We start from the raw sequence: 19,379 nt of genomic DNA on the forward strand, positions 1-19,379 counted from the left end.
TGATCTTGAATGCCGGTGTCCGGGTGACGGCGCCCGGACCGGGAGGCCGCGGCACCGCCCGGCGAGTGGGGCCGTGGTCGCCGGCGGCCGGGTGCGGGAGCGACGAAGGAGTGACCGTGGGTGGCGAAGGAGCGACCATAAGTACCGTTCTCGTCTTCGAGCATGATCCGGACGTCGCGGAGCTGGAGCGGCTCTATCTGGCCCGGGAGGGCTACGCCGTCGTCGTGGAGCAGGACCGGTCGCGTCCGGCCGCGGCGGTCGTGCGGGTGCGGCCCGACGTGGTCGTGGTCGACCTGTCGGAGATGCCGCCGGCGGTGACGGCCGCGGAGCTGTACCGGCGGGTCGCCGAGGCGGCGCGGCCCGCGCCCGTCATCCGGGTCCTGCCGCAGGGCCGGACCGTGGAGGCGGGCGAGCAGGCGGTGGTCCGGCCGTTCAGCCCGCGCGCCCTCGTCTCGGCCGTCGGCGCGGCCCTTCGCGCGCACGCGGAGGACACCGCGGCCGACGTGCTGCGGGCCGGCGCGCTGGTGCTGGACCCGCGGACCCGCTCGGTGCGCGCGGGGGAGCGGCCCGCCACGCTCACCGCGACCGAGTTCGACCTGCTCGCCCATCTGCTGCGCCACCCCGGCCGGGTCTTCACCCGCGAGCAGCTCCTGGCCGCCGCGTGGAGCCCCGGCGGCGGCGCGGGCGTGCGGACCGTCGACGTGCACGTCGCCCAGCTCCGGGCCAAGCTCGGCCAGGCCAGCCCCATTCGCACGGTCCGGGGCGTCGGCTACGCCGCCGACGTCTGACGCGGACGCGGGCCGACCGGGGGTGCACGCGCGAACCCGGGGGCGGGGAGCGCTACCGTGGATCGGGTGATGGGGGCTCAGGGGGTCCGGGGGAGGGCCGTGGCCGTCCCGCTGGCGCTGCTGGCGGTGGGGGCCGCCGCGGTCGCCTATGTGGGCGCGGTCGACCCGAACGAGGCGGGCCACTACCCGGTCTGCCCGTTCCTGGCGCTGACGGGCCTGGCCTGTCCGGGCTGCGGCGGCCTGCGGATGACGCACGCGCTCGTCCACGGCCGGATCGCCGAGGCCGTCGGGCTGAACGCGCTGGCGTTCGCGCTGATCCCCGTCACCGCCTATCTGTGGGTGCTGTGGACGGTCGCCTCAGTGCGCGGCACCCCGGTCCGGACAGGTCTGGGCAACCGCTGGGCGATCTTCGCGCTGACCGGCGCGATCCTCGTCTTCTGGGTCGTCCGCAACCTGCCGTTCGGGCAGGCGCTGGCCCCGTGAGAGCGGGGGCGTGTGTGAGTGAGGGCCCGTGAGGCGGCTAACATCGGCAGGTACAGCAACCGTGACGAGGGGACAACCGTGAGCGTTCTCGACGAGATCATCGACGGAGTGCGCGCGGACATGGCGGACCGGCAGCGCACCGTCGCGCTGGAGGAGCTGAAAGAGCGGGCCGCCGCGGCGGCACCGCCCCGGGACGCGCTCGCCGCGCTCGGCGGCGACGGGGTCGCGGTCATCGCGGAGGTCAAGCGCAGCAGCCCGTCCAAGGGCGCGCTCGCGGCGATCGCCGACCCGGCTTCGCTGGCCCGCGACTACGAGTCCGGCGGGGCCAAGGTCATCAGCGTGCTCACCGAGCGCCGCCGCTTCGGCGGCAGCCTCGACGACCTCGCCGAAGTCCGCGCCAACGTCGACATCTGCGTCCTGCGCAAGGACTTCATCGTCTCCTCCTACCAGCTGTGGGAGGCCCGCGCCTACGGAGCGGACCTGGCGCTGCTCATCGTCGCGGCGCTGGAGCAGGAGGCGCTGGTGTCCCTCATCGAGCGGGCCGAGTCCATCGGGCTCACCCCGCTGGTGGAGGTGCACACCGAGGAGGAGGTGGAGCGCGCCGTGGCCGCCGGGGCCAAGGTCATCGGCGTCAACGCCCGCAACCTCAAGACCCTGGAGGTCGAGCGCGGCACGTTCGCGCGCCTGGCCCCGCTGATCCCTTCCGACCGCATCAAGATCGCCGAGTCCGGCGTCCGCGGCCCGCACGACCTGCTGTCCTACGCGTCCTCGGGCGCGGACGCGGTTCTGGTCGGCGAGAGCCTGGTGACGGGCAAGGACCCGCGCGCGGCCGTCGCCGACCTCGTCGCGGCCGGGGCGCACCCGGCCCTGCGCCAGGGCAAGTAGCCGGCGAGGGCGTTCCAGACAATCCGCTGCCCAACAGGAAAGTCCTCATGACCATCGACAACGCCGTGCCGGACGCCGCGGGGCGCTTCGGCCGGTTCGGCGGCCGCTTCGCGCCCGAGGCGCTCATGGCCGCGCTCGACCAGCTCGAGACCGAGTACCTGAAGGCCAAGGACGACCCGGCCTTCCAGGCCGAGTTCCAGGACCTGCTGACCAACTACGCGGGTCGGCCGAGCCTGCTCACCGAGGCCGCGCGCTTCGCCGAGCACGCGGGCGGCGCCCGCATCCTGCTCAAGCGCGAGGACCTCAACCACACCGGCTCGCACAAGATCAACAACGTGCTGGGCCAGGCGCTGATGACCAAGCGCATGGGCAAGACCCGGGTGATCGCCGAGACCGGCGCGGGCCAGCACGGCGTGGCCACCGCCACGGCGGCCGCCCTGCTCGGCCTGGAGTGCACCGTCTACATGGGCGAGGTCGACACCAAGCGCCAGGCGCTGAACGTCGCGCGCATGCGGATGCTCGGCGCCGAGGTCATCCCGGTGAAGAACGGCAGCCGCACGCTCAAGGACGCGGTCAACGAGGCGTTCCGCGACTGGGTCGCCTCCGTCGACGACACGCACTACGTCATCGGCACCGTGATGGGCCCGCACCCGTTCCCGATGATGGTCCGCGACTTCGTCCGGGTCGTCGGCGTCGAGGCGCGCGAGCAGTGCCTGGACAAGTGGGGCGGCCTGCCCGACGCGATCGTCGCCTGCGTGGGCGGCGGTTCCAACGCGATCGGGATCTTCCACGCGTTCATCCCCGACGAGGGCGTCAAGCTGTACGGCTTCGAGGCCGCCGGCGAGGGCGTGGAGACGGGCAGGCACGCGGCCACCATGACCGCCGGCTCCGTCGGCGTCATCCACGGCATGCGCACCTACCTCCTCCAGGACGACGAGGGCCAGACGATCGAGTCGCACTCGATCTCCGCGGGCCTGGACTACCCCGGCGTCGGCCCGGAGCACTCGTGGCTCAAGGACACCGGCCGGGCCACCTACGCCGCGATCACCGACGCCGAGGCGATGGACGCGTTCGCGCTGCTGTGCCGCACCGAGGGGATCATCCCGGCGATCGAGTCGTCGCACGCGCTGGCGGGGGCCATCAAGGTGGGCAAGGAGCTCGGCCCGGACGCCACCATCGTCGTGTGCCTGTCGGGCCGCGGCGACAAGGACATGCACACCGCGGCCGCCTACTTCGGCCTGATGCCGGAGGATGGACAGTGAGCGTTTCCGTCGCGTTCGACAAGGCGAGGGCGGAGAACCGCGCGGCCCTCGTCGGCTACCTGCCCGCCGGGTTCCCCAGCGTCGAGGGAGGCATCGAGGTCGCCAAGGCGATGGTCGCGGGCGGCTGCGACGTCATCGAGATCGGCCTGCCGTACACCGACCCGCTGATGGACGGCCCGACCATCCAGGACGCGGTGCACCGCGCCCTCACCGGCGGCACCCACCTGGCCGACCTGTTCCGCACGGTCGAGGCGGTCGCGGCCACCGGCGCGGCCACGCTCGTCATGACGTACTGGAACCCCGTCGACCGCTACGGCGTCGAGCGGTTCTCGCGCGAGCTGAAGAGCGCGGGCGGCGCCGGCCTCATCACGCCCGACCTCACGCCGGAAGAGGGCGGGGAGTGGCTCGAGGTCGCCGACTCCCTCGACCTCGACAAGGTCTTCCTCGTCGCGCTCAGCTCCACCGAGGAGCGGATCAAGAAGATCACCGACGTCTGCCGGGGCTTCGTCTACGCCGCGTCGCTCATGGGCGTCACCGGCGCGCGCAGCGCCATCAACACCGGGGCGCCCGGCCTGGTGGCCCGCACGAAGGCGCACACCGACCTGCCGGTCGGCCTCGGCCTCGGCGTCGGCACCGGCGCGCAGGCCGCGGAGGTCGCGGGCTTCGCCGACGGCGTCATCGTCGGCTCGGCCTTCATCCGCCGGATCCTCGACGCGCCCACCCTCGCCGACGGCGTCCGGGACGCCCGCACGCTCGCCGAGGAGCTCGCCGCGGGCGTCCGCGCCCGCGGATAGCCGACGGACAGAGGACCAAAGGCCCTGAGCCGGTGCCCCGAGGACTGGGGCACCGGCTCTTTCGTGCCGGTAGTCTTTGCTCTCGGTGACGCATAGTGCACGCAGCGCGTTCGTCATGCCCGATCGGCGTTCATCGGGGTCTTGCACGCGTCCGGCCGGCCTGCCGGTGCGATCCGGCGGGAAAGGTGAGGTGGGGGGCATGGTGGCCGAGACACGCGAGGGCGCGGAACCGGAGTGGGCGGCCGAGCCGCGCCGTCCTGCCCGGACCGAGTGGGTGACCTTCGCGGCCCGGCTCGTGCTCGCGGGCGTGCTGTTCTGGGCGGGGTGGACGAAGTTCACCGAGCCCGCGCCGCTCCAGCGGCAGGCGGTGGAGGCCTACGAGCTGCTGCCGGACGCGCTGATCGGGCCGGTCGGGCACGGGCTGCCCGTGCTGGAGATGGTCCTGGCGCTGCTGCTGGTGCTCGGCTTCGCGACCCGGCTGAGCGCGGTGCTCGCCGGCGTGCTGATGCTCGTGTTCATCGGCGGGATCGCCTCGGCCTGGGCGCGCGGGCTCACGATCGACTGCGGCTGCTTCGGCGGCGGCGGCACCGTGGCCGCGGGGGAGACCAGGTACCTCCAGGAGATCCTGCGGGACGTCGGATATCTGGCCCTGGCGGTGTGGATCACCGTCTTCGCGCCGGGCCGCCTGGCGGTGGACCGCCGGCTCGGCCTGTAGGCGGGGCCGGCGCAACAGCGAACGATCGAGGGGGATCGGATGGGCAAGGCCTCGCGGGAGCGTTCCGCGCGGGACAGGATCGCCGAGGAGCGCAGGATCCAGGCCAAGCGGGACCGTCAGGTCAAGACGCTTGCGGTGGCCGGGGGCGCGCTCGCGATGATCGCGGTCGCGGTCGGGATCGTGGTGCTGGCCAACTCGGGGGGAGGGGACAAGGCCGAGTACAGCGGCCCGCTGGCCCCGACGAGCAGGCAGGACGACGGCTCGATCGTCATGGCCAAGGAAGGGGTGACCTCTCCCGTCGTGGAGATCTACGAGGACTTCCAGTGCCCGGCCTGCCAGAAGCTGGAGGAGACCAACGGCGCGACGTTCAAGCAGCTCGCCGAGCAGGGCAAGGCCAAGGTCGTCTACCGGCCGTTCCGGCTGTTCAGCCAGGACCCGCTGAAGTCCAACTCCGAGCGCGCCGCCAACGCCGCACTCTGCGCGCCAGGCGACAATTGGGTCAAATTCCATGACCGGATCTACGCCGAGCAGCCCGAGGAGGGCAAGACCGGCTTCGCGAACGCCGACCTGATCTCCTGGGCCGCCGAGTACGGGATCAGCGGCTCGGCCTTCGAGAAATGCGTGAACGGCAACGAGAAGTCCGCGCAGGTCCAGGCCATGACCGACCACGCGTTCAATGTCGCCAAGGTCGAGTCCACGCCGACGGTGCTGCTCGACGGCAAGAACATCACCGACCGCGCCTGGACGGCCGAGGATCTCACCAAGGCGGTCACCGGGACGTCCTGACGCGCCTGTCACGGAGGCGGCGGGCGTTCGCCCGCCGCCTTTCGCGTGCCCAAGAAGGGGCGCGAACGCGGTAACGTCACGGGCATGCTGCTCGCCTCGATCCCGAGCCCGTCCCAGGGCGTCTGGCACCTCGGCCCGTTCCCCCTCCGGGCCTACGCGCTGATGATCATCATCGGCGTGATCGTCGCCGTCTGGCTCGGCGACCGGCGCTGGGTCGCCAAGGGCGGCGAACCCGGCACCGTCATCGACATCGCCGTCTGGGCCGTGCCGTTCGGCCTCGTCGGCGGACGGCTCTACCACGTCGTCACCGACTACCAGATGTACTTCGGCGAGGGCCGCGACCCGATCGACGCGTTGAAGATCTGGCACGGCGGCCTCGGCATCTGGGGCGCGATCGCGCTCGGCGCGCTCGGCGCGTGGCTCGGCTGCCGCCAGAAGGGGGTGCGGCTCGCCCCGCTGGCCGACGCGGTCGCGCCGGGCATCGCGCTGGCCCAGGCGATCGGCCGCTGGGGCAACTGGTGGAACCAGGAGCTGTACGGCCGCCCGTCCACCCTGCCGTGGGCGGTGGAGATCGACCTGGCGCACCGGCCGAAGGACTCCTTCGGCGTCGTGAAGCCCGAGTTCGCCGATGTCTCGACCTACCACCCGACCTTCCTGTACGAGTCGCTGTGGTGCCTCGTCCTGGCGGTCGTGCTGATCTGGGCCGGCAAGAAGTGGAACCTCAACCACGGCCGGACCTTCGCCCTGTACGTCGCGGGCTACACCCTGGGCCGCGGCTGCATCGAGCTGCTGCGCATCGACAACGCGCACGAGTTCCTCGGCCTGCGCCTCAACACCTACACGTCGCTCGTGGGGTTCCTGGCCGCGGCCGCCTACCTGTACCTGAACCGGGGCAAGGGCAGCGTCCCCGAGCGGCTGGACGACGGCCACAGCTACTTCCCCGACGCCGACGCGGTCCCCGACCCCGAGGGCGACAAGCCGCTCGACCCCGCCGACACCGAGCCGACCGAGGACCTGTCCGCGGTCCCGCCGGAGGAACGCGCCCGCGCCGCCGAGGAGGCCGCGGCGACGGCCGAGGCGGCCCGTGCCGACGCCGCCGAGGAGCCCGACGCCGAAGAGGCGGAGGAGGCCGGGACCGACGCCAAGGCCGAGGTCGACGCCGAGGCCGAGGACCAGGCCGTGGCGGAGGACGACGCCGAGGAGCCCCGCGAGGAGGCCAAGGCCGAAGTGCCCGCGCCGTCCGCCGAGAGCGGCGCCGACACCGCGGACGCCGAAGCCGATGACGAGGCTTCCGAGCCCGTCGCCGCCGGTGCCACCGCGCCCGCCGAGGACGCCGACGCCGAGGACGCCGAGGACGACGCCGAGCGGCCGGTGGACGACGACGCGGCGGTCAAGGACCGCGCCTGAGCGAGGGCCGGGGCGGCCGATCCGTCCCGGCGAAAGTGCGGCAGGGTCGCGGACCGCGCCCCTGCCGCGCCGATGCTCGGTAAGCTCTCGACGCGATGTCTGAAATGCCAGGAGGACCGGTGGGCGGAACGAGCGCGCGGACCAAACCCGCCGAGGACGAGATCTGGCCGGAGGCCGGCGGGAACGCGGGACGCGGCAGGACGAAGATCCTCGTCGTGATCGGCGTGGTCGTCGTCCTGATCGTGGCGGCGGTGGCCGCGTGGCTGCTCCTGCCGTCCGGCGGCGAGGAGGACAAGGCCGACGCGGGCGGGGCGAGCTCCTACGTGCCCGACGTGTACGTCCCGCAGTCGCCCGGCCAGAGCGCCGGAAAGGTCACGGCCCGCAAGACCGACACCCGCCCCTTCACCGAGGGCGAGGTGTTCGACGAGATGAAGCAGACGACCTACCGGAACTACACGTTCCAGCTCAAGGACTCCGACGTCACCGACGACTGCGCCTCGGCCGTCTGGGGCAAGCTGCTCACCGAGACCCTGGCGCGCGGCGAGTGCACCCAGATCGCCCGCGGCGCCTATCTGTCGAAGGACGGCACCGGCGCCGGCATGTTCGTGGCGATCAACCTGGTCGACCAGCGTGCGGCCCAGCAGGTGCTGAACGCCCTCGACCCCGAGCTCAAGGGCGGGTTCGTGCGCACCCTGGCGGTCGACGGCGCCTCCGCCGACTTCGGCTCGGGCTTCACCGCCGCCTACAGCCAGGCGATCGGCCACTACGTGATCATGAGCTGGGTCGGCCGGGCCGACGGCGGCACGCCCGACGCGATGAACGAGCTGATCGACACGAGCCTGGCCGTCCAGAAGCCCGAGGAGTTCGCCTGGGGTCGGATCGTGCTGCTCGACCCCCGATGAGCGATCCCCGCCGTCCCCACCCGCACGCGGGGCCGCCGCGGCACCACGGCGCGCCGCATCCGGCCCAGGGCCGCCATGTACCGCGCCCTTCCGAGCCCGAGGCGGCGCCCACCGGCCCGAACCCGGTGCGGCCCGAGCTCGCCGAGGAGAGCGGCCGGGACGGGCGGAGCGGCGGTTCCAGCGGCGGGCGGAAGCCCGCCCCCAAGACGGGGTCGGCGAAGCCTGGCGCCAAGAAGTCCCAGAAACGGCCCGGCGCGGGCAAACGGCGGTCCCGGCTGTTCTTCGGCGCGGCCGCGGCCCTGCTGGCGCTGGCGTGCGTCGCCGTCGTCGCGGTGCTGGCGCTGCGCCCGTCCGAGAAGACGGCGGGCCGCACCGCCGACGGCGGCGTCCGGTTGGGGGTGCCCGAGCTGACCGGTTTCAGCCCCGGCACCTACTCGTCGTCGCCGTCCACCGACGTGTTCGCGCAGATCGAGACCCGGGAGCTCGATCCCGAGCCGCTGACCGCCGACGAGATGTTCCCCAAGGGCTCGCTGAGCGACGAGACCACCGGCGCCGAGATCGTCCGCAGGTCCTCGGTCGAGGACGCCGACTGCGCCGACGCGATCTGGGGCAAGGGCCTCGCCGAGGCGCTCGGCAAGGCCGGATGCAGTCAAGCGGTCCGCGGACTTTACACCGACCCCAAGAAGGGCTTCGCCGCGGTCGTCGCGGTCTACAACCTGACTGACGCCGAGGCCGCCGGAGACGCCGTGGAGGCGTTCGGCGCCGGTTCCGGCGGTTTCGTCCGGGTGCCGGACGGCGCGCCCAAGCTGTTCGGGGAGGGCTTCAGCATGGCCCGTGGAATAGCGATGGGCCATTACGCGTTGATCGCGTGGGTGCAGCGGACGGACGGCACCGGCGATGGGCGCAGTGCCGCGCTCCTCTCCGTGCTGGTGACGGCCGCCGAAGCCGATGCCCTGTACGGCCGCGCAGCCTGATGACCTGCATGACCTGCGTGTTTCCGTGAGGTTGATCACGGATGAACGGACAGGTCTAGACCTGGTGGGTCTGGTTTGTCCGGCTATGATGGGGTAGGCATACAAGACGGCCCGGTCCGTAAGGGTCGGAACCGTCCGACGGCGTGCCCTGGAGCTGATCGACGAAGACAGCTACCGGCGAAATGATGCGTTCTCGAAAGTTTCGCCAACCCACCCAGTCGGGCATGATCTGGGCATTGATGTAACCTTTAGGTAATACTCGCAGCAGGGCCAACGCCGTCCCGAACTGCACTTGTCAGTTGACAGTGAACTTTACGGGAGGGTTGATGGCGGCTGCTGCCCTCACACCTGGTCAGCCTGAAGCGCAGGGGCTCTACGACCCGGCCAACGAGCACGACGCCTGCGGCGTCGGCCTCGTTGCCGACCTTCACGGGCGCAAGACGCACGAGATCGTCGAGAACGCGCTGACGGTCCTGCGGAACCTCGACCACCGCGGCGCCGTCGGCGCCGAGCCGGACGACGGCGACGGGGTCGGCATCCTCACCCAGATTCCTGACGCCTTCTTCCGCGAGGTCGTCGACTTCGAGCTTCCCGAAGCCGGCACCTACGCGGCTGGACTCGCCTTCCTGCCCGCCGACGAAGCGGAGCGCGCGGCCACGGTCGCGCACATCCACGCCGTCGCGGCCGAGGAGGGCCTCGAGGTCCTCGGCTGGCGCGAGCTGCCGATCGACTCGACCTTCTGCGGCCCCGCCGCGCGGCGCGTCATGCCGCATTTCAGCCAGCTCTTCCTCACCGCGGCCGCCGACGGGCCTTTCGCCGGCCGGCGCGGCATCGAGCTGGACCGCGTCGTGTTCTGCGCCCGCGAGCGCATCGAGCAGGACGTGCCGGTGTACTTCCCGAGCCTGTCCAGCCGGACCATCGTCTACAAGGGCATGCTCACCACGCCCCAGCTCGAGCCGTTCTTCCCCGACCTCTCCGACCGCCGGTACGACACGGCGATCGCGCTGGTCCACTCCCGGTTCTCCACCAACACCTTCCCGGCGTGGGAGCTGGCGCACCCGTACCGCTACCTGGCGCACAACGGTGAGATCAACACCGTCAAGGGCAACCGGAACTGGATGCGCGCCCGCGAGGCGCTGCTCGCCTCCGACGTGCTGCCCGGTGACATCTCCCGGATCTTCCCGGTCATCGACATCGAGGCGTCCGACACCGCGTCGTTCGACGAGGCGCTGGAGCTGCTGCACCTGGGCGGCCGGTCGCTGCCGCACGCGGTGCTGATGATGATCCCCGAGGCGTGGGAGAACCACACCGAGATGGACCCCGCCCGGCGGGCGTTCTACGAGTTCCACTCGACCCTCATGGAGGCGTGGGACGGCCCCGCGTCCGTCTCCTTCACCGACGGCACCGTCGTCGGTGCGGTCCTGGACCGCAACGGCCTGCGTCCCGGCCGCTTCTGGGTGACCGAGGACGGCCTGGTCGTGCTGTCGTCGGAGTCCGGCGTGCTGGACATCGACCCGGCCAAGGTCGTCCGCAAGGGCCGCCTCCAGCCCGGCAAGATCTTCGTGGTCGACACCGAGGCCGGCCGGATCGTCGAGGACGACGAGGTCAAGGCGTCCCTCGCCGCCGAGCACCCGTACCAGGAGTGGCTCGACGAGGGCCTGGTGCGCTTCGAGGAGCTGCCCCCGCGCGAGCGCGAGGTGCCGACCCACGACACCCTGGTCAAGCGCCAGCAGACCTTCGGCTACACCGCCGAGGAACTGCGGATCATCCTGACCCCGATGGCCGCGACCGGCGCCGAGCCGATCGGCTCGATGGGCACCGACACGCCCGTCGCCGCCCTCTCGGAGAAGCCGCGGCTGCTGTTCGAGTACTTCAAGCAGCTGTTCGCGCAGGTCACCAACCCGCCGCTGGACGCCATCCGCGAAGAGATGATCACTTCGCTCCAGTCCACGCTGGGCCCGGAGGGCAACCTCCTGGACCCCGGACCCGACTCCTGCAAGCGCCTCGTGCTGCAGAGCCCGATCCTGGACAACGACGAGCTCGCCAAGATCATCCACATCAACGACGAGGGCTCCCTGCCGCATCTGCAGGCCCACGTCGTGCACGGCACCTACCCGGTCGCCGGCGGCGGCGCGGCCCTGGTCAAGCGGCTCGCGGAGATCTGCTCCGAGGTGTCCCGCGAGATCGCCGCGGGCGCCCGCATGATCGTCCTGTCGGATCGCGGCGCGGACTCCGCCCGCGCGGCGATCCCGTCGCTGCTGCTCACCGGCGCCGTGCACCACCACCTCATCGCCGAGAAGACCCGCACCCGGGTCGGCCTCGTCGTGGAGACCGGCGACGCCCGCGAGTGCCACCACATGGCGCTGCTCATCGGCTACGGCGCCTCCGCGGTGAACCCGTACCTGGCCATCGAGACCGTCCAGGACCTGGTCCGCGCGGGCGAGCTCAAGGGCGTCGACCAGGCCAAGGCCGCGCGCAACCTGGTCAAGGCGTACGGCAAGGGCGTCCTCAAGGTCATGTCCAAGATCGGCGTATCGACCGTCGCGTCCTACACCGGCGCGCAGATCTTCCAGGCCATCGGCCTGGGCGCCGAGGTCATCGACCGCGCCTTCCTGGGCACCTCCTCGCAGATGGGCGGCATCGGCTTCGACGACCTCGCCCGCGAGGTCACCGCCCGGCACACCCGCGCCTACCCGGCGAGCGGCAACGAGACCGCGCACCGCACCCTCGAGGTCGGCGGCGAGTACCAGTGGCGGCGGGAGGGCGAGCCGCACCTGTTCAACCCGCAGACGGTGTTCAAGCTCCAGCACGCCACCCGGAACCGCCAGTACGACATCTTCAAGGAGTACACCCGGCTCGTCGACGACCAGTCGGCCGAGCTGATGACGCTCCGCGGGCTGTTCTCCTTCAAGTCCGACCGGCCGTCGATCTCCATCGACGAGGTCGAGTCGGTCGCCTCGATCGTCAAGCGGTTCTCGACCGGCGCGATGTCCTACGGCTCGATCTCGGCCGAGGCGCACGAGACCCTCGCGATCGCCATGAACCGGCTGGGCGCCAAGTCCAACACCGGTGAGGGCGGCGAGGACCCGCGCCGGTTCACCCCGGACGCCAACGGCGACTCCCGCCGCTCGGCGATCAAGCAGGTGGCCTCCGGGCGCTTCGGCGTCACCTCGGAGTACCTGACCAACGCCGACGACATCCAGATCAAGATGGCCCAGGGCGCCAAGCCCGGTGAGGGCGGCCAGCTGCCCGGCCACAAGGTCTACCCGTGGGTGGCCAAGACCCGGCACTCGACGCCCGGCGTCGGCCTCATCTCGCCGCCGCCGCACCACGACATCTACTCGATCGAGGACCTCGCCCAGCTCATCCACGACCTGAAGAACGCCAACCCGCAGGCGCGCATCCACGTGAAGCTCGTCTCCGAGGTCGGCGTGGGGACGGTCGCGGCGGGCGTGTCCAAGGCGCACGCGGACGTCGTGCTGATCTCCGGCCACGACGGCGGCACCGGCGCGTCCCCGCTCACCTCGCTCAAGCACGCGGGCGCCCCCTGGGAGCTCGGCCTCGCCGAGACCCAGCAGACGCTGCTGCTGAACGGGCTGCGCGACCGGATCGTGGTGCAGACCGACGGCCAGATGAAGACCGGCCGCGACGTCGTCATCGCCGCCCTGCTGGGCGCCGAGGAGTACGGCTTCGCGACGGCCCCGCTGGTGGTGTCCGGCTGCGTCATGATGCGGGTCTGCCACCTCGACACCTGCCCCGTCGGCGTCGCCACCCAGAACCCGGTCCTGCGCGAGCGCTTCTCCGGCAAGCCCGAGTTCGTCGTCAACTTCTTCGAGTTCATCGCCGAAGAGGTCCGCGAGCTGCTGGCCGAGCTGGGCTTCCGCAGCCTGGAAGAGGCCATCGGCCAGGTCGGCGTCCTGGAGACCCGCGCGGCGATCGACCACTGGAAGGCCGCGGGCCTCGACCTGTCGCCGATCTTCCACCTGCCGGAACTGCGCGAGGGCGCGGCGCTCCAGTGCGTCACGACCCAGGACCATGGGCTGGAGAAGGCGCTCGACAACACGCTGATCCAGCTCGCCGAAGGCGCCGTCGCGTTCGGCGACCGGATCAAGCTCGAGCTGCCGATCCGGAACGTGAACCGGACCGTCGGCACCATGCTCGGCCACGAGGTGACCAAGAAGTGGGGCGGAGAGGGCCTGCCCGCCGACACCATCGACGTCACCTTCACCGGCTCCGCCGGGAACTCGTTCGGCGCGTTCGTCCCCGCGGGCATCACCCTGCGGCTGATCGGCGACGCCAACGACTACCTCGGCAAGGGCCTGTCGGGCGGCCGGATCACCGTCCAGCCCGACCCGTCGGCCCAGTTCAACGCCGAGGACCAGATCATCGCGGGCAACGTGCTGCTGTACGGCGCGACCTCCGGTGAGGCGTTCCTGCGCGGCCTGGTCGGCGAGCGGTTCTGCGTCCGGAACTCCGGCGCCACCGCGGTCGTCGAGGGCGTGGGCGACCACGGCCTCGAGTACATGACCGGTGGCCGCGCGGTGATCCTCGGCCCGACCGGCCGCAACATCGCGGCGGGCATGTCCGGCGGCGTCGCCTACGTGCTGGACCTCCAGCCGCAGCGCGTCAACCCGGAGATGGTCGAGATCGAGGCGCTGGGCGCCGACGACCGCGACGCGCTGCACGGGCTCGTCGCCCGGCACGCCGAGGAGACCGGCTCCACCGTCGCGGCCAAGCTGCTCGCCGAATGGGAGAGCGCGGTCGAGCGGTTCAGCAAGATCATGCCGCGGGACTACAAGCGGGTGCTGGCGGCCAAGGCCGCCGCCGAAGCCGAAGGCCGCGACGTCGACGAGGCCATCATGGCCGCTGCTCAGGGATAGGAGGCGAGAAATGGCAGACCCCAAGGGGTTCTTGAAGGTCACGCAGCGGGAGCTGCCCGCCCGCCGGCCGGTGGACGTGCGCATCCGTGACTGGAAGGAGGTCTACGAGGACTTCCAGCGCCCGACCCTGGAGCGCCAGGCCAGCCGGTGCATGGACTGCGGCATCCCGTTCTGCCACCAGGGCTGCCCGCTCGGGAACCTCATCCCCGAGTGGAACAACCTGGTCTACAAGCAGGACTGGCGCCAGGGCATCGAGCGGCTGCACGCGACGAACAACTTCCCGGAGTTCACCGGGCGGCTGTGCCCCGCGCCGTGTGAGACCGCCTGCGTCCTGGGCATCAACCAGGACCCGGTGACCATCAAGCGGGTCGAGGTCGAGCTGATCGACCGGGCGTTCGCCGAAGGCTGGGTCAAGCCCCAGCCCCCGGCCGTCAAGACCGGCAAGAAGGTCGCCGTCATCGGCTCGGGCCCCGCGGGCCTGGCCGCCGCCCAGCAGCTCACCCGGGCCGGGCACGACGTCGTCGTCTACGAGCGCTCCGACGCGCTCGGCGGACTGCTGCGCCGCGGCATCCCCGAGTTCAAGATGGAGAAGCGCCACGTCGAGCGGCGCCTCGACCAGATGCGCGCCGAGGGCACGGTCTTCAAGACCGGCGTCGACGTCGGCGTCGACATCACCGCCGAGGAGCTGCGCGCCGAGTACGACGCGGTCGTCCTGGCGGGCGGCGCGACGGCCTGGCGCGACCTGAACGTCCCGGGCCGCGAGGCCAAGGGCGTCCACCAGGCGATGGAGTACCTGCCCATCGCCAACCAGGTGGCCGAGGGCGTCATCGCGGAGCCGACCATCTCCGCCGAGGGCAAGCACGTCGTCGTCATCGGCGGCGGCGACACCGGCGCGGACTGCATCGGCACCGCGCTGCGCCAGGGCGCCGCTTCGGTGACGCAGCTGGAGATCATGCCGCGGCCGCCGGAGGCCCGTCCGGGCCACCAGCCGTGGCCGACGTTCCCCATCCTGTTCAAGATGGAGAGCGCGCACGAGGAGCTGGAGGCCGCGGGCGGCCCCCGGGTCTACGCGGCGAACACGCTCGGCTTCACCGCCGACGAGGACGGCAACGTCAAGTCGCTGCGCCTCGTGGACGTCGAGGGCCCGTCGACCGGCTTCAAGCCGATCGAGGGCAGCGAGCGGGAGATCCCGGCCGAGCTCGTCACGCTGTCGATGGGCTTCCTCGGCCCGCAGCGCGAGGGTCTGCTCGAGCAGCTCGGCGTCGAGCTGGACGGGCGCGGCAACGTGGTCCGCGACCTGGACTACCGCACCTCCGTCGACGGCGTCTACGTCGCCGGCGACATGGGCCGCGGCCAGTCCCTGATCGTCTGGGCGATCGCCGAAGGCCGTTCCGCGGCCTCCCGCGTGGACCAGGACCTCCAGGGCTCCACCGCCCTGCCGTACCCGATCCCGCCGAACGCCCGCCCGATCGCGTAACGCGACCCGAGCACCGCCGAAGGGCGCGCCCCCGTTCCGGGGACGCGCCCTTCGGTCATGTGATGGGGGTCACATTGTCTTGGCGATATGTCGCGTCCTATTCTTTAGATTCTCAGCGATATATCGAGAGGGGTCGCGATGGCCAGGGGCGGATGGGTGCTCGACAGGCTGCTGGTGCGCGGCACCGTGGCGGCGGCCGAGGACGCGGGCGGCCGGTGGCGGCGGGTGCGGGTCGAAGGGGTGCCCGGGCTGGAGTGGAAGCCGGGGCAGCAGGTCAGGGTGCAGGTGGGGGAGCTGTCGCTGCGCGGCGCGTTCGACCTCTTGCGGACGTACTCGGTGTGGGACTACGAAGGCGGCGCGGTCGAACTGCGCGTCTTCACCCACGGGGACGGCCCCGGCGCGCGTTGGGGGAGGGAGGTGAAGGCGGGTGACGAGATCATGTTCAAGGCCCCCGAAGGCAATCTCACCCTCCGCGAGGGTGCGGCGGGGCACCTGTTCGTCGGCGAGGAGACGGCCTCGGTGGCCTTCGGCGCGCTGACCCGCGGCCTCGGCGCGGCCGCGCGGGCCGTCGTGGAGACCGGCGACCCGGCCGACCGCCTGCCCCTCGACGCCGACGTGACCTGGCTGGACCGCGGCACCGACTCCGCCCACGACTCCGCCCGCCTCGTCGAGGCCGTCGCGGCCCTGTCGGACCTGAAGCCCGGCACCATCGCCTACCTCGCGGGGGAGGCCAAGACCTGCCAGTCCGTCAAGCGCCACCTCCTGCACGACCGCTCCTGGCCCCGCCGCGACATCGTCGTCAAGCCCTTCTGGACCCCCGGCAAGCGCGGCATGGACTGAACCGCACGGCGCCCGGCCCGGCCGGTTCCGCGTCGGTCTCCCCTCGCCGTGCGGCCGAGACGGACGGCGGACATGAGGAAGAAGAGGGCGCCGGGAACGGCGCAGCCGATCGCGCTGGTCAGGGTCGGGCCGTCCGGGGACGCGGTCGCGATGAACATCCGGCAGACCGAGGCCGGGCCCGCCGCGCAGCACTTCGTCATGCTCCGCGACGGCGCCACGGCGGCCGGCTGCCTTTTCGACCCGGTGCGGATCGGCGACACCTTCCTCCGCGGCGTCGAGGGACTCGTCCGGACCCACGCCGCACGTCGGCCCTCCTGAGCCGCGTCCTGGAGCGCCTTGAAGACGACGCGGCCTCCGGCGGTGGGCTCTGTGAGGTGAGGGAGGCCCGGTCCGGTCCGCAGGAAGCGCCGGGGGTTCTCCACAGGGGTTCGCGCAGGTCAGCGTGGGTGTGCGTAGGGTGGGGGCATGCGGATCTTTGTGGTGGACGCGTTCACGGATCAGGCGTTCCAGGGGAATCCGGCGGGGGTGTGCCTGCTGGAGAAGCCCGCGGAGCCCAGGTGGATGCAGGCGGTGGCTGCGGAGATGCGGCACTCGGAGACGGCGTTCGTGCGGGCGCTCGACGAGGGGTTCGAGTTGCGGTGGTTCACCCCGGCGACCGAGGTGCGGCTGTGCGGGCACGCGACGCTGGCGGCGGCGCGGGCGATCTATGCCGAGGGGCTCGCCGAGCCATGGCAGACACTGGAGTTCTCCACGCTGAGCGGGCTGCTCACGGTCAAGCAGGAGGATGAAGGGCTGCGGCTGGACTTTCCCGCGGTGCCCGCCGAACGCGTCGAGCCACCGGCGGGGCTGGCCGCCGCGCTGGGGGCCGAACCGGTGTTCACCGCGCGCAACGCCCAGAACGACCTGCTCGTCGCGGTGCCCGACGCGGCGGTCGTCCGCGGGATGCGCCCGGACTTCGCGCTGCTGGAGACCCTGGACGCGCGGGGTGTCTGCGTCACCGCGCCCGCCGACGCCGAAGCGGGCGACGCCGATTTCGTCTCCCGGTTCTTCGCGCCCTCGGTCGGGGTTCCGGAGGATCCGGTCACCGGCTCCGCCCACTGCATGCTGGCCCCCTACTGGGCCGAGCGCCTCGGCCGCGACACCCTCACCGGCGTCCAGGTCTCGGCTCGCTCCGGCAAGGTGGGCGTCCGCCTGGAAGGCGGCCGGGTCCACCTCACCGGCCAGGCCGTGATCGTCCTGATCGGTGAACTCATGGTGTGAAGGGCGAAGGCCGCGCACCGATCGGAGGTCGGTGCGCGGCCCGCGGGACACGGGTCAGGAGCGGGTGCTCTCCAGCCAGCCTTCGATGTCGTCGGCCTGGCGGGGGAGGGAGGCGGAGAGGTTGACGGCGCCGGTCTCGGTGACGACGAGGTCGTCTTCGATGCGGACGCCGATGCCGCGGAGCTCCTCGGGGAGGGTGAGGTCGTCGGGCTGGAGGTAGAGGCCGGGTTCGACGGTGAGGACGTGGCCGGGCTCGAGGACGCCGTCGAGGTAGGTCTCGGCGCGGGCCTTGGCGCAGTCGTGGACGTCCATGCCGAGCATGTGGCCGGAGCTGCACAGGGTGTAGCGGCGGTAGAGGCCGGAGTCGGGGTCGAGGGCGGCTTCGGCGCCGCCGGGCAGGAGGCCCCAGTCGTCGAGGCCCTCGGCGAGCACGCGTGTCGCGGCGTTGTGGAAGTCGCGGAAGCGGGCGCCGGGCTTGACCGCGGCGATCGCGGCCTCCTGGGCGGCGTACACGAGGTCGTAGACGCGGCGCTGGGCGTCGGTGAAGCGGCCGTTCGCGGGGATCGTGCGGGTGATGTCGGCGGTGTAGAACGAGTCGGTCTCGACGCCGGCGTCGAGCAGCAGCAGCTTGCCGTCGGGGACGGGGCCGTCGTTGCGGATCCAGTGGAGCACGCAGGCGTGCGCGCCGGCCGCGGCGATCGTCTCGTAGCCGGTGCCGTTGCCGTCCAGGCGGGCGCGGCGGTTGAAGGTGGCCTCGACCCAGCGCTCGCCGCGCGGGTGGCGCAGCGCGGACGGCAGCTCGGCGGCGACGTCGCCGAACCCGGCGACGGTGAAGTCCACGGCCGCCTTGAGCTGGGCCACCTCGTACTCGTCCTTGATCAGGCGCAGCTCGGCCAGGACCGCGTGCAGCTCGTGGTCGGCCGTCGGGTTCGCGTGCGCGGGGACCAGGCCGTCGACGGTCTCGTCGACCTGGCGGACGACCCGCACGGGCGCGCCGCCGGAGGTGATCCGGCCGGGCAGGGACTCCAGGTCGGCGGCCTCCAGGCCGAGGGCCCGCTCGGTCTCGCCGAGGGTCCGGCGCCGCCCGACCCACAGCTCGCCGTGGCGGCGGTCGCGGTAGAACTGGGCGCCCATCGGGGTGTCGTCGCGCGGGGAGCGCGGGTGCGTGTACAGCACCGCCTCGTGGCCGGACGGGGTCGGCTCCAGGACCAGCACCGCGTCCGGCACCGCCTCGGTGGCGAGTTCCGCGGTGAGGTGCGCGAACGCCGTATGCGGCCGGAAGGCGAAGTCGCAGTCGTTGCTGCGGACCTTGAGCCCGCCCGCGGGGATCACCAGCCGCTCGCCGGGGAACCGCGCCGACACCGCGGCCCGCCGCTTCGCCGCGTAGACGGCGGCGGGCACCGGCTCCACCGGCACGTCGCTCGCCGCCCACCCGTGCCGGAAGAATTCGGCAAGAGCATCACTGACCGGCAGATCATGGCTTCCGGTGGCGAACCGGGCATCACTTGAGGTGTTCATGGCGTGCTTTCCATAATGTCGTGGCAGGTGGCGGCGGTGCCCACCCTACGGCCGCCCCACCCTCGCCCGCTCCACCAGCCCCGGAAAACCCGCCGATCCCACCCCCGAGCCCCCGGCTCGCCCCGCTCCCGCACGCTCCGCACCGGCCCCGACCCATAACCCCGCGACCCGGCCCCGCGCGCGTCTCCGCACCGGCTTCGACCCGAGGCCGTGCGTCCGCGCCCCGCGTCGTCGGCACCGGTCGCCGCTTATGGGCCCGCCCTTCGCGCACGGGCTCTTGGTACCGGCCACGGTCGTCGGATTCGTGACGTCGGCGTCAGGCCGCCGGGCGCCTCGGCGGGGCGCGGGCGATCGGCGGCGACGGGGCCCGGGGACGCCGCCCGCCCGGTGACCGGGTCCGGCCGCGAC

The 19,379-nt window shown here is 72.3% G+C and carries 16 protein-coding genes; 15 read left to right on the forward strand and 1 reads right to left on the reverse strand.

Translation table 11 applies throughout. The features are described from left to right. Window positions 1-116 precede the first annotated feature (116 nt). The 15 genes from EDD29_RS07400 (at window position 117) to EDD29_RS07475 (ending at window position 17,453) form a co-directional block, all read left to right on the forward strand. The gene (locus EDD29_RS07400; RefSeq protein WP_246052570.1) at window positions 117-788 is read left to right on the forward strand and encodes a winged helix-turn-helix transcriptional regulator; all 672 of its coding nucleotides are present in this window, start codon (window positions 117-119) and stop codon (window positions 786-788) included. 99 nt (window positions 789-887) lie between these two features. Next, complete coding sequence (locus tag EDD29_RS07405) at window positions 888-1,271, forward strand: DUF2752 domain-containing protein (protein ID WP_246052572.1); 384 nt, start codon at window positions 888-890, stop codon at window positions 1,269-1,271. Between the two features lie 78 nt (window positions 1,272-1,349). Beyond that, window positions 1,350-2,156: an indole-3-glycerol phosphate synthase TrpC gene (trpC, locus tag EDD29_RS07410; RefSeq protein WP_123663585.1), complete on the forward strand. Its 807-nt coding sequence runs from the start codon at window positions 1,350-1,352 to the stop codon at window positions 2,154-2,156. A 47-nt stretch (window positions 2,157-2,203) separates the two neighbouring features. Beyond that, window positions 2,204-3,418: a tryptophan synthase subunit beta gene (gene trpB, locus EDD29_RS07415; RefSeq protein ID WP_123663587.1), complete on the forward strand. Its 1,215-nt coding sequence runs from the start codon at window positions 2,204-2,206 to the stop codon at window positions 3,416-3,418. Then, window positions 3,415-4,212 carry a tryptophan synthase subunit alpha gene (gene trpA, locus EDD29_RS07420; RefSeq protein WP_123663589.1) on the forward strand — a complete coding sequence of 266 codons (798 nt, stop codon included), beginning with the start codon at window positions 3,415-3,417 and terminating at the stop codon, window positions 4,210-4,212. Before trpB ends, trpA begins: the two co-directional genes overlap by 4 nt. A 199-nt stretch (window positions 4,213-4,411) precedes the next feature. Beyond that, entirely contained in the window at window positions 4,412-4,927 is a 516-nt protein-coding gene (locus tag EDD29_RS07425; RefSeq protein WP_123663591.1) for a MauE/DoxX family redox-associated membrane protein, read from the forward strand. Window positions 4,928-4,966: 39 nt separating this feature from the next. Next, on the forward strand, window positions 4,967-5,713 hold the full coding sequence (locus tag EDD29_RS07430; RefSeq protein WP_123663593.1) for a DsbA family protein: 747 nt from the start codon (window positions 4,967-4,969) through the stop codon (window positions 5,711-5,713). 84 nt (window positions 5,714-5,797) lie between these two features. Continuing rightward, a complete protein-coding gene (lgt, locus tag EDD29_RS07435; RefSeq protein WP_123670335.1) occupies window positions 5,798-7,120 on the forward strand; it encodes a prolipoprotein diacylglyceryl transferase in 1,323 nt (440 codons plus the stop codon). Between the two features lie 119 nt (window positions 7,121-7,239). Next, on the forward strand, window positions 7,240-8,022 hold the full coding sequence (locus tag EDD29_RS07440) for a hypothetical protein (RefSeq protein ID WP_123663595.1): 783 nt from the start codon (window positions 7,240-7,242) through the stop codon (window positions 8,020-8,022). Then, window positions 8,019-8,996 (forward strand): hypothetical protein, encoded by a 978-nt coding sequence (locus EDD29_RS45300; RefSeq protein ID WP_170201314.1) that lies wholly within the window; start codon window positions 8,019-8,021, stop codon window positions 8,994-8,996. The genes EDD29_RS07440 and EDD29_RS45300 overlap by 4 nt, the downstream gene beginning before the upstream one ends. A gap of 326 nt (window positions 8,997-9,322) precedes the next feature. Then, window positions 9,323-13,876: a glutamate synthase large subunit gene (gene gltB / locus EDD29_RS07455; protein WP_123663599.1), complete on the forward strand. Its 4,554-nt coding sequence runs from the start codon at window positions 9,323-9,325 to the stop codon at window positions 13,874-13,876. A gap of 10 nt (window positions 13,877-13,886) precedes the next feature. Further along, window positions 13,887-15,353 carry a glutamate synthase subunit beta gene (locus EDD29_RS07460; RefSeq protein ID WP_123663601.1) on the forward strand — a complete coding sequence of 489 codons (1,467 nt, stop codon included), beginning with the start codon at window positions 13,887-13,889 and terminating at the stop codon, window positions 15,351-15,353. 138 nt (window positions 15,354-15,491) lie between these two features. Next, complete coding sequence (locus tag EDD29_RS07465; RefSeq protein ID WP_123663603.1) at window positions 15,492-16,193, forward strand: siderophore-interacting protein; 702 nt, start codon at window positions 15,492-15,494, stop codon at window positions 16,191-16,193. A gap of 72 nt (window positions 16,194-16,265) precedes the next feature. Beyond that, complete coding sequence (locus tag EDD29_RS46215) at window positions 16,266-16,511, forward strand: hypothetical protein (RefSeq protein ID WP_211359593.1); 246 nt, start codon at window positions 16,266-16,268, stop codon at window positions 16,509-16,511. Window positions 16,512-16,658: 147 nt separating this feature from the next. Beyond that, the gene (locus EDD29_RS07475) at window positions 16,659-17,453 is read left to right on the forward strand and encodes a PhzF family phenazine biosynthesis protein (RefSeq protein WP_123663605.1); all 795 of its coding nucleotides are present in this window, start codon (window positions 16,659-16,661) and stop codon (window positions 17,451-17,453) included. A gap of 54 nt (window positions 17,454-17,507) precedes the next feature. Here the strand turns inward: EDD29_RS07475 and EDD29_RS07480 are convergent, their stop codons facing one another. Beyond that, window positions 17,508-18,971, reverse strand: a complete 1,464-nt coding sequence (locus tag EDD29_RS07480; protein ID WP_123663607.1) for an aminopeptidase P family protein — start codon at window positions 18,969-18,971, stop codon at window positions 17,508-17,510. Between the last annotated feature and the right edge of the window lie 408 nt (window positions 18,972-19,379).

Origin of the sequence: Actinocorallia herbida (genome assembly GCF_003751225.1) — a bacterium.
GTDB classification, from domain to species: domain Bacteria; phylum Actinomycetota; class Actinomycetes; order Streptosporangiales; family Streptosporangiaceae; genus Actinocorallia; species Actinocorallia herbida.

Bases quoted from the DNA above. Each gene is read 5' to 3' on its own strand.
- lgt (WP_123670335.1), top strand. From the start codon at position 5,798: ATGCTGCTCGCCTCGATCCCGAGCCCGTCCCAGGGCGTCTGGCACCTC.
- trpB (WP_123663587.1), top strand. From the start codon at position 2,204: ATGACCATCGACAACGCCGTGCCGGACGCCGCGGGGCGCTTCGGCCGG.
- EDD29_RS07425 (WP_123663591.1), top strand. From the start codon at position 4,412: ATGGTGGCCGAGACACGCGAGGGCGCGGAACCGGAGTGGGCGGCCGAG.
- EDD29_RS07480 (WP_123663607.1), bottom strand. From the start codon at position 18,971: ATGAACACCTCAAGTGATGCCCGGTTCGCCACCGGAAGCCATGATCTG.
- gltB (WP_123663599.1), top strand. From the start codon at position 9,323: ATGGCGGCTGCTGCCCTCACACCTGGTCAGCCTGAAGCGCAGGGGCTC.
- EDD29_RS46215 (WP_211359593.1), top strand. From the start codon at position 16,266: ATGAGGAAGAAGAGGGCGCCGGGAACGGCGCAGCCGATCGCGCTGGTC.
- EDD29_RS07430 (WP_123663593.1), top strand. From the start codon at position 4,967: ATGGGCAAGGCCTCGCGGGAGCGTTCCGCGCGGGACAGGATCGCCGAG.
- EDD29_RS07475 (WP_123663605.1), top strand. From the start codon at position 16,659: ATGCGGATCTTTGTGGTGGACGCGTTCACGGATCAGGCGTTCCAGGGG.
- EDD29_RS07460 (WP_123663601.1), top strand. From the start codon at position 13,887: ATGGCAGACCCCAAGGGGTTCTTGAAGGTCACGCAGCGGGAGCTGCCC.
- EDD29_RS07465 (WP_123663603.1), top strand. From the start codon at position 15,492: ATGGCCAGGGGCGGATGGGTGCTCGACAGGCTGCTGGTGCGCGGCACC.
- EDD29_RS45300 (WP_170201314.1), top strand. From the start codon at position 8,019: ATGAGCGATCCCCGCCGTCCCCACCCGCACGCGGGGCCGCCGCGGCAC.